Origin of the sequence: Aeromonas sp. QDB17 (assembly GCF_027705305.1) — a bacterium.
Classification (GTDB): Bacteria; Pseudomonadota; Gammaproteobacteria; order Enterobacterales; family Aeromonadaceae; genus Aeromonas; species Aeromonas caviae.
The window spans coordinates 1-9,208 of the sequence record NZ_JAPDBP010000044.1 but is presented as its reverse complement, the minus strand read 5'-3'; the positions used below and the strand labels follow the sequence as shown (position 1 = coordinate 9,208).

Genomic DNA, 9,208 nt, shown 5'->3' with positions numbered 1-9,208 from the left:
CCTATGTTGAATCACTTAAAAAATTCAGTATTGAAGATGAAAGCACTTACTAGATTATACACAGATAGTTACGGCCCCATGAATTGCACCTATTTGAGACGTAGTCTGGATGTTGTTTCCGATACCCTTGCCAGGTATCCCCGTGTTTATGCTCTGCGGGTAGATCTGCGCTTCGCTGTTGAGTCACCTGAAGATGATGCTGACACGCTGACCTGCCTACAGCGGGCTGACCCGTCAGTGATTACTCGCTTTATGGAGTCCCTGAAAAGCCAACTACGTGCGGACCACTATCGTCAGAAACGACGTGGTACTCCGTCTCTACCGGCCTTTATCTGGTGCCGTGAGCAGGATACCTCGGCATCACCCCATTACCACCTGATGCTGCTCTTTAACAAAGACGTCTATGCCTTTCTGGGAGACTATCGGGACTATGACGCTAACAATATGGGAACCAGGATCCAGAAGGCGTGGTGCAGCGCCCTGAGCCTCCCTTATCCTGATAACGCGACGTTAGTGAATTTTCCTGATAATCCGCAGTACCGGTTTGATCGCCAGTCAGCCCGAGAGCTAGATGACAACTTCGAAGCATTTTTGTTTCGTATGGCGTACCTGAGTAAAAAGAATACGAAGAGCGGCGGTGATGGCTACCGCAACTTTGGTACTAGCCAACTACTTCGGGCTGAGCATTGATTTATTAGGGTGGCAAATGAAGCTTGCATCAAGTGTGTTTACAGATACCCGATCGTTACGGTCGGCATTAAAGGGATTGTCATCGGAGGATTTGTTAGCACTGAATGCTGAAATCGAGGCGATAGCGCTGGAGCGCATTGAGGAAGAGGAGGCTGCGAGGGTAAGAGCACATGAGCGGCAGCAGGTGATCGCTGACATTAAAGAATTGCTCGCTTTAGAGCGTATTAATCCTGAAGAGCTGTTAGCGTTCACCAGATGCCCTGTAAGCTCGTCTAAGCGAAGCCGGAAACTTGGGTAGTATAAACAACAGCTGCTTCTGTATGAACGTTCTAGTAGCATTTACGGAGATGACTAGTCTGTTAAGCACAGCGAGGGGACCAATCCCCTCGTTTTTATGTGTTGCGTATAAATACAACAAATTCAAATGGACACTGATGACGACAGAATGCTAAAACGATAATTAATGGCATTTGCATCGATGAGGTGTAATAGCGTAAAATTCAACACTGTTATTACTACCTGAATCGTGCTGTTCACTATTCAGACCAGTAACCAGAACGATCCAGATTGAAAGACCTATATCACCAGAGTCAGTAGCTATCCATGTGGCTGACGGTGTGCCCCTTATTGAGAGATCTTAATCATGACTGAATTTCTGAAAGTGTTGCTGAATATCCGTAGCTTGCGGGCTGCATTGCGTGAGCTCTCCTTTGAACAGTTGCAAGAAGCGAATGAGAAGTTCTCCTCGATTTATAACGAGCGGGTTGCTGAGATAGAAAAGACCCGCGCAGCTGATGCCGAGCGTTCGGCCAAGCTGGCAGAATTCCAAGCAATGTTGGCTGATGCTGGCATTGACCCTGCTGAGCTCGTACAGGGTGTCCCAGCTGGGAAAGCTCAACGTGATGGCGCCAAACGTGCTCCTCGCCCGCCGAAATATCGTTATATGGAGAATGGGGAAGAGCGCACCTGGACCGGCCAAGGGCGAACGCCTAAAGCACTGGCCGCCATGCTAGAGCAAGGTAGGCAGTTGGAAGAATTCCTGATCTAATGGGTAGGTTATGAGACTGATGTGGCAGTTTAGCATCTGTAAAACTGGCTGTAAGCTCAGGTCTGAACTTCTACATTTAATCATCTATATTTTTTCACGGGCCGGTGAACTTTGCCGGTGTGATCCTCATACTTAGGAGCCAGTCAATGTTGAAGACAGAGATATCTGAAATGGTGATGATACTCAAAGACTTTGCGGAGCAGAGCACTCTCTCAGAACAAGCGCGCGTCGCGGCGAAAGATGCAGCGAACTTTATAGAATTGGTGACCGCTGCGATATTTGATGACCAAGATGAAGATCCGAGCTTAGTCGTTGAGGCGGTCAAGCGCATCTACGTTGAGCATCAATTTGGCTAGTGGTGTAGATGCGAACGGAAGTCGGAGATTGGCGAGCGAGGACTACACGTGATTTGATGTTAAAAGGACTGGCTAACTAGTCCTTTTTCTATTGCGTTGTTGAGTTATTGAACCTTAGCTCAACTGACATTTGTCGATGGCAACCATGTCAGTGCCGAGCCGACTCTGGATGCAGCATCAATGTGCTCTGACCACCAGACCATCATTTCTCGGCGACGTTCCAGATAATCCGTGCGGTTATATGCGCTACGAACTTCATCTTTGTCAGAATGCGCCAAAGCGGCCTCAATGACGTCTCGATCAAATCCTCTCTCATTAAGGGTCGTGCTGCCCAAGGCTCGCAGACCGTGAGCGACTAAGGTCCCTTCATATCCCATCCGTTTCAAAGCAGCATTGGCTGTTTGTTCGTTAGTATGTGTCTTGGGATTTCGTAGTCCTGGGAAGATAAATTCACGATGGCCGCTGATCGGTCGCATGAGGTCCAGGTAGGCAAGTGTCTGTGGCGTCAAGGGCACGTCATGACCTCTGCGCTTCTTCATTCTCTCTGGTGGGATCCGCCAGAGTTTCTTTTCCATATCGATCTCTGCCCACCTTGCTCCGGCCGCCTCGCTGGGGCGAGCCAAGGTATGCAGGCTCCATTCGATGAGGCAGCGGGTCTGCAAATTGATGCTGGCCTTCGATAGCCTGTTCATCAGTTCTGGTAACTGGTTGGGGTTAATGCTGGGCATGTGCTGTTTGGCTGGCCGCTGAAACACCTTGCTGATCCCCGAACAAGGGTTGGCATCGATCAGGCCCGAGTTAACGGCAAAGGTCATGATCTCGTTCACCCGCTGGGTGAGACGGCGTACGGTTTCGAGTTTTCCAGCAGCTGCGATGGGCTCGATGATCTTGATAGCTCTCTGCGCCTTTATCTCCATCACGGGTACAGTGCCGATCTCGGGGAACAGATACATTTCGAGCGAACGCCAGAGATCTTCGGCATATGCCGGGGTGACGGAAGGGCGCTTAACATCAAACCAGCGCTTGGCGACGGCTTCAAAGGTGTGCTCGCTCTGTGATAACGCAGCGGATACTTGCTCATCACGATGATGCTGGGGATCAATGCTTTGCAGTAACAGAGATTTAGCTTCGGAGCGTTTTTCTCTCGCTTCAGCCAATGACATCGCTGGGTATGAGCCAAAGCTGATCATGTTTCTCTGTTTAGTAAGGGGGCGGTAGTAACGCAGGCGCCACAACTTGGAGCCATTGGGCTTGATGACGAGCTCCAGGCCAGCCCCGTCGCAGAGGGTGTATTCCTTCTCTTTGGGCTTGGCTGCTTTGATCTCGGTTGGGGACAAGGGGCGGGTGATACGAGGCATAGGCATACGCTCCGGAAGGCATACAAAAAGATATGCCTAACGATATGCCTAAAAGGGCTGGATGGCAACGCACCCCATTGGACAGCATAGGACAACAAAAAACCCGCAAAGCCTTATGCTGTGCGGGTTTCTTGGACTTCGTTGGTCACCATTGGACCGATATTTGGTGGAGCTGGGGGGATTTGAACCCCCGTCCAAAATTACTACATCCTCGGTACTACATGCTTAGTCACTCTTTACATTCGCCAACACGCTGCGGAGAGACACGCCACGCATTGACTAGCTCGATTGGTTTTAATGCTTCCGCCCCGAGCAGGACTTCCACACGATCCTGTGAAGGATGACCTTCCATTTCCCTAGGACACAGGCAAGCTAGGGGAGAAGGGCTCAGCGCAGGTTATTAAGCTGCGAGTGCGTAGTTTTCGTCGTTTGCGACTATTTTTTTGCGGTTTATTAACGAGGCCTACCGCACCTCGGCATGCACCTTGGGTTTCGTGAATCTTGTCGAATCCAGAATCAGCCCCAAGTTGTCAAAAGGGATTGTACGCAAAAATCCTGTCATGGCAAGGCGTTGATGGCAATCGACCGGCCTTGGCCGGTCGATTGCTGGTTTATTGGTCGCCGCATGGGGGCCGGCGGCGCACAATCAACCGCGGTGCTTGTTCTTCATGATACGGGCCTTCTCACGGTCCCATTCCCGTGCCTTGGTGTCTTCCCGCTTGTCGTGCTCTTTCTTGCCTTTCACCAGGCCGATCTCGACCTTGACCCAGCACGCTTTCCAGTAGAGGGCCAGCGGCACTATGGTGTAGCCCTGACGAGCGGTCAGGCTCTCGAGCTTGTCGAGTTCACGGCGACTGAGCAGCAATTTGCGGGTGCGGGTCGGATCGCATACCACGTGGCTGGAGGCGGCGTTCAGCGGCAGGAAGCTGGAGCCGAACAGGAAGGCTTCCCCCTGCATGAAGATGACATAGGCTTCGCTGATGTTGGCCTTGCCCGCCCGCAGGGACTTCACTTCCCACCCTTGCAGGGACAGGCCGGCTTCCACGCGCTCTTCGATGAAGTACTCGTGACGGGCGGTTCTGTTGAGTGCAATGGTGCTGGACCCGGCTTTGTTTTTACTGTTCTTTTTGCTCATGACGGGGGCCTTAGGCAATGTTTAGGAAGGCGCATTATACGTGGGTGGCGGCGGCTGTAAAACGCACAGCGCTCCGAGTGGCGGCTTTGTGAGCAGTTCGATGACGATTTTGAGGGAAGGGCGGGGCGAGAGCAGGCCACACTGGCCGGAAAGTGTGCAATTGCCCTGCTTGGTGACCCGCGAACAGTTTCGGCGGTGATTTTGGCTGACAAGGTGATAAAATCGGGCCGATTGGATGAGGAAAACCCATGCCCCGTATTACTCGCAGTGCCCTGGTGATGTTCAGCGCGGAACAGATGTTCCGGCTGGTCAATGATGTTGATGCCTATCCTGAGTTCCTGCCCGGCTGTGTCGGCAGCCGTGTTCATGAGTCAGGTGAAGACTACATGATGGCCTCGGTCGATGTGGCCAAGGCAGGTATCGCCAAGACCTTTACCACGCGCAACCAGCTCGATGCCAATCGCACCATCAAGATGGAGCTGGTGGAGGGGCCTTTCAGCAAGCTGGCGGGTTGGTGGACCTTCACACCCCTGGACGTGGATGCTTGCAAGGTGGAGTTCGATCTCGACTTCGAGTTCACCTCCAAGCTCATTGAGCTGGCATTTGGCCAGATCTTCCGCGAGCTGGTGAGCTCCATGGTGCTCGCCTTCTCCAATCGTGCCAAGGTGGTTTACGGTGTCTGAGCTCCTCAATATCGAAGTGGCCTATGCCCTGCCCGAGCGGCAGACGGTGCTGTGCATCCGGGTCGCGCCCGAGACCAGCGTGTTGGCGGCCATCGAACAGTCCGGCATCCTGCAAAAGCACCCGGAGATAGACCTGTCGGTCAACAAGTTCGGTATCTACAGCCGTCCGGTCAAGGGCGCAGAGCCGGTGCAGGAGGGGGATCGCATCGAGATCTACCGCCCTCTCATCGCCGACCCCAAGGAGATGCGCAAGAAGCGGGCGGAGAAAGCCAAGGAAGAGGGGCGCGCCGATGTGGTCACCGGCGGGCGACCCGATGTGCACCGCAAGCGAGACGATGCCGGCACCTGACGGGTGATGGGCTGTGACAAGGGGCGCCGTGGCGCCCCTTTGTGATCGTCTCGCCCGGCACGGGGCATCACAGGGTGAGCAGGCGCTCGTTTTCCACCGTCTCTATCCCGCTCTCCTGGATAGCAAGGCGCGCCATGGCGTGCGCCACCTGACTGGCCTCGATGGCACGCCAGCGGCGCAGCGACCCGCGCAGCAGGGGCTTTACCAGCGGATAGATGGCCTGGATGATCTGCTCCGAACGGCGCGCAGGTTCGCGATGGCCGAGCAGCATGGCCGGGCGCAGGATGACGAGCCGCTGCCACTCCTGGGCCAGCAGGGCCTGCTCCATCTCGCCTTTGGTGCGGGGATAGAGGGCAGGGGAACCCGGGTTGGCGCCCAGACTGGAGACCACCAGCAGGCGGCGGCAGCCGTGGCGACGGGCGAGCGCGGCAAAGGCCAGCACATAGTCGAGATCGACCCGGCGAAAGGCCTCGGCCGAGCCGGCATCCTTGCGGGTGGTGCCAAGGCAGCAGAAGGCAATGTCCACAGGGGAGGGCAGCGTCAATCTGTCCAGCGCGTCGAACGAGGTGGGCAGCCAGGTGCGTCCCGGAGCGGGGTCGCCCGGTTTGCGGCAGAGCAGGAGGAGGTCGTGCTCCGTCCCCAGCTCGCGCAGCAAGGCTTTGCCAATCAGACCGGTGGCGCCGGCAATCAGGAATCGACTCATGATGATCTCCTCGGGGCAATGAGGCATCCAGAGTGTGGCCCGGCGACATCACCGGGGCCAGAGAGAACAAAACCGGCAGAAGCCGGTTTTGTGATGTCATCTAGAGCGGTGTGGTGAAGGCGGCAGGGAGAGGGAAATCACCGGTCACGGTGGCCAGTCTGTCACCCACGAAGTTGAGGGTCAGCTCCTTGCGCTCCTTGTCGCCCCGACCTGGCTGGAACTCATAGAGGTAGTACCAGGTGTTGGGGTCAAAGCTGTCGCGCAACATGGGAGAACCCAGCACGAACTCGACCTGTTCGCGGGTCATGCCCTGGCGCAGCTTGTCGACCTGCTTTTGTTCCACATAGTTGCCCTGGGGAATATCGATGCGATAGACCAGGCTGCAACCGGACAGGGTGAGGGCGGTCAGGGCCGCGGCAATCAGGTGTTTCATCCGCATATCGGGTTCAGATCATCCATACAGTCTTTTTAGCTCGGCAAATCATACCCACTCCCCGTGCGGAAGTAAAAAGCCATTGATCCATCAGCCAATAAAAAGGGCCGCGTGGCGGCCCTGGCAGATCTTGCCCCCTTACATGGCGGCGCGGAAGATGGCGACGATCTCCGCGTGAGTCGCCTGCCTGGGGTTGGTGAGACCACAGGCATCCTTGAGCGCATTGGTGGCCAGCACGTCGAGGTCGTCGGCCCTGACCCCGAGCTGCTCCAGACCGGCGGGGATCTTGACGTCGCGAGCCAGTTGCCGGATGGCGTCAATGGCTGCCGTCGCACCCTGCTCATCGCTCATGGCGCTCACATCCACCCCCATATGACGGGCTACATCCTTGAGCCGGCCGGCGCACACCCGGGCGTTGTAGGCCTGGACATGGGGCAGCAGCACTGCATTGCACACCCCGTGGGGCAGGTCGTAGAAGCCGCCGAGCTGGTGAGCCATGGCGTGCACATAGCCCAGGCTTGCGTTGTTGAAGGCCATGCCGGCCAGGAACTGGGCATAGGCCATCTGCTCGCGGGCATGGAGATCCTCCCCCTGATGCACGGCGGTGCGAAGGTGTTCGGCAATCAGTGCGATGGCCATCACGGCGCTGGCATCGGTGACCGGGGTAGCGGCGGAAAAGGCCTTGGCCCAGGCCCGCAAGTTGGCATTGGTGCAAGCCCACTATATGGGGGCCGCGCTTATTACATCCCCACTGGTGATCACCTCAAGGCCGCGCTGCGCGACCGGGCCATTTGGGATGAGTTCAACGGCCGCAATATCGACCAACTGGCTCGCAAACATGGGCTTTCGGTGCCTCAGACCTATGCGGTGGTGGCAGAGCAGCGGCAACTGACCCGGCGGCGGCATCAGCCTGACTTGTTCGGGTATCAATAGCGACAGCTCTCACGTTTAGAAAAACCTCGCTCTGACGGGGTTTTTCTTTTGGCTCCGATGTCATAGCTTAATATTTCAGCGCACAGAACATGGAGGTGTGTATGAACAAGGGCATCCTGCTAGTGGCCTCAGCACTATGGGCTGGAGTTGCGTTCGGAGCGGTAAAATATAAATGCGATGGAGAATGGGTGGACTATTGGCCTTGTGATAGTAAACCAGTGGAAAACGAGATGGCTGAGGGCTCACTCGATAAGAAGAATGAAGAAGCTCCGTTAGTGTTTGTTGGAGATCCTAGTATACGGCTGGCTTTGGTTGCTGCAGAGCTTGAAGCCGCACAGATCGCCGCTCGTGATTGTGATTGGGAACTTAAGGTTGAAAAAGGAGCAATGAAGTGCCTGACGATGCTCACGAAGGTAGGAAAAAACACTAGGCATGAACAAGCTGGTGACGAATTAATGCGGTTGGTCAAAGATGAAAGATTTTTTGAAAAAAATCGCGATGAAATTAACCGCCTCTACAATATCCAATTAGATATTTACAAGGTGGTACAGTTGTTCAACAGTGTTTATAGCAAAGGATGATTACCTTATGGTCAAAGTTAATTGTTGCTCACCAATAACAGTAGTGAGAAATTTTTTCACAATCACTTTTCTTATCGTGCTGTTCGGCTTCAGTATATCTAACAAAGCGCTTGCCTCCACTTCGTTAGACGAAATTGTCACACCTGATATGCTTGGCGTTACAGTGAAGTATGCAGAACACAAAATTGGTGTTCCAGCGATGAGGGAAAAGATTGACGAGTTAGGATTTCAACGAAATAGTTATGAACTCAATGGTTGTTACATCAGCATAGGTATCAAGAATAGCGAAGTCGTTAGTATTGGTATGTACTTTCAACCAGAGAAAGGCTGCGATGTTGATGTGAGCAGCGTCATGCACCAATCTTCTGGCGTGATTAGGGGCTCATCAACCACCTTTAAGGACTACGCATGGCGTGGTCAGCTTCACTTCACAGATCCTCAGATACCTTCTTGCAATGCGTGTGGGGAAGGGACTTTCTATGCAATGATTGACGGCTATGGTGCATTAGGCTACCTCTCAGTGAAACTTTCCGCTGACACATACGGTCCCGGAAATAACCACCGAGCTTGGCGAGATATGCTTGGTCAGAATTTAGGCTATGAAGAGTTTGATAATCTACCTTTGACTGCGAAAAATTGTCAGTTACGCAATTTTGATGGGCAAGCATTTGAATTATTGAAAGACACAAAGGTTACTGGTATCGAATATAGTCGGTCTACTCTGTATCCTAGCCCGTTGCAGCCGCAGTGTAGTGGGAAGACTGTTCATTCACTTATACTACGCGGTCAATGATGATGTTTCCAAGTGATGAAATAGGGCTGCTTAATAGCACTATATCATGTAACCCACCATAAACCCGCCTGTACAGATCTAGTTATCACCTGACACCGGCCTCAAACCGGTGTCTTGTTTACGCTACTTTAGTGCGCACTTCCTTC

12 protein-coding genes, 1 other RNA gene and 2 pseudogenes are annotated in these 9,208 nt (G+C 53.9%); 9 read left to right on the top strand and 6 right to left on the bottom strand.

Translation table 11 applies throughout. From position 1 onward, the window contains the following. The 4 genes from OKC41_RS20880 to OKC41_RS20865 all read left to right on the top strand — a co-directional run. Window positions 1-690, top strand: a 690-nt coding sequence (locus OKC41_RS20880) for an inovirus Gp2 family protein (RefSeq protein ID WP_216824556.1), incomplete at its 5' end; no start/stop codon positions are given. After that, entirely contained in the window at window positions 641-988 is a 348-nt protein-coding gene (locus tag OKC41_RS20875; protein ID WP_162624614.1) for a hypothetical protein, read from the top strand. The genes OKC41_RS20880 and OKC41_RS20875, both read left to right, overlap by 50 nt. Before the next feature lie 345 nt (window positions 989-1,333). Beyond that, window positions 1,334-1,738 (top strand): H-NS family nucleoid-associated regulatory protein, encoded by a 405-nt coding sequence (locus OKC41_RS20870; RefSeq protein WP_270672338.1) that lies wholly within the window; start codon window positions 1,334-1,336, stop codon window positions 1,736-1,738. A gap of 146 nt (window positions 1,739-1,884) precedes the next feature. Then, the gene (locus OKC41_RS20865; RefSeq protein WP_201896641.1) at window positions 1,885-2,094 is read left to right on the top strand and encodes a hypothetical protein; all 210 of its coding nucleotides are present in this window, start codon (window positions 1,885-1,887) and stop codon (window positions 2,092-2,094) included. Between the two features lie 119 nt (window positions 2,095-2,213). On the opposite strand, the gene OKC41_RS20860 is transcribed toward OKC41_RS20865, so the two are convergent. The 3 genes from OKC41_RS20860 to smpB all read right to left on the bottom strand — a co-directional run bounded on the left by OKC41_RS20860 (window position 2,214) and on the right by smpB (window position 4,587). Beyond that, a complete protein-coding gene (locus tag OKC41_RS20860; RefSeq protein ID WP_201896640.1) occupies window positions 2,214-3,452 on the bottom strand; it encodes an integrase domain-containing protein in 1,239 nt (412 codons plus the stop codon). 164 nt (window positions 3,453-3,616) lie between these two features. After that, window positions 3,617-3,976: a transfer-messenger RNA gene (gene ssrA, locus OKC41_RS20855) on the bottom strand. A gap of 122 nt (window positions 3,977-4,098) precedes the next feature. After that, on the bottom strand, window positions 4,099-4,587 hold the full coding sequence (gene smpB / locus OKC41_RS20850) for an SsrA-binding protein SmpB (RefSeq protein WP_010673973.1): 489 nt from the start codon (window positions 4,585-4,587) through the stop codon (window positions 4,099-4,101). Window positions 4,588-4,835: 248 nt separating this feature from the next. On the opposite strand from smpB, the gene OKC41_RS20845 reads away from it, so the two are divergent. Then, entirely contained in the window at window positions 4,836-5,270 is a 435-nt protein-coding gene (locus tag OKC41_RS20845; protein ID WP_010673974.1) for an SRPBCC family protein, read from the top strand. Then, window positions 5,263-5,619 carry an RnfH family protein gene (locus OKC41_RS20840; protein ID WP_102948158.1) on the top strand — a complete coding sequence of 119 codons (357 nt, stop codon included), beginning with the start codon at window positions 5,263-5,265 and terminating at the stop codon, window positions 5,617-5,619. The genes OKC41_RS20845 and OKC41_RS20840 overlap by 8 nt, the downstream gene beginning before the upstream one ends. A 67-nt stretch (window positions 5,620-5,686) precedes the next feature. Here OKC41_RS20840 and OKC41_RS20835 read toward each other — a convergent pair whose 3' ends face one another. The 3 genes and pseudogenes from OKC41_RS20835 to OKC41_RS20825 form a co-directional block, all read right to left on the bottom strand. After that, window positions 5,687-6,322, bottom strand: a complete 636-nt coding sequence (locus OKC41_RS20835; RefSeq protein ID WP_041212681.1) for an NAD-dependent epimerase/dehydratase family protein — start codon at window positions 6,320-6,322, stop codon at window positions 5,687-5,689. Window positions 6,323-6,422: 100 nt separating this feature from the next. Then, the gene (locus OKC41_RS20830; RefSeq protein ID WP_029314185.1) at window positions 6,423-6,761 is read right to left on the bottom strand and encodes an outer membrane protein assembly factor BamE; all 339 of its coding nucleotides are present in this window, start codon (window positions 6,759-6,761) and stop codon (window positions 6,423-6,425) included. A gap of 132 nt (window positions 6,762-6,893) precedes the next feature. Further along, window positions 6,894-7,424 (bottom strand): annotated as a pseudogene (locus tag OKC41_RS20825) (iron-containing alcohol dehydrogenase); the annotation flags it as partial. Window positions 7,425-7,434: 10 nt separating this feature from the next. On the opposite strand from OKC41_RS20825, the pseudogene OKC41_RS20820 reads away from it, so the two are divergent. The 3 genes and pseudogenes from OKC41_RS20820 to OKC41_RS20810 form a co-directional block, all read left to right on the top strand. Further along, window positions 7,435-7,688, top strand: a pseudogene (locus tag OKC41_RS20820) (Mor transcription activator family protein); the annotation flags it as partial. Window positions 7,689-7,789: 101 nt separating this feature from the next. After that, complete coding sequence (locus OKC41_RS20815; protein WP_201872800.1) at window positions 7,790-8,269, top strand: hypothetical protein; 480 nt, start codon at window positions 7,790-7,792, stop codon at window positions 8,267-8,269. Window positions 8,270-8,276: 7 nt separating this feature from the next. Beyond that, window positions 8,277-9,062 carry a hypothetical protein gene (locus OKC41_RS20810; protein WP_201872798.1) on the top strand — a complete coding sequence of 262 codons (786 nt, stop codon included), beginning with the start codon at window positions 8,277-8,279 and terminating at the stop codon, window positions 9,060-9,062. The last annotated feature ends 146 nt before the right edge of the window (window positions 9,063-9,208 follow it).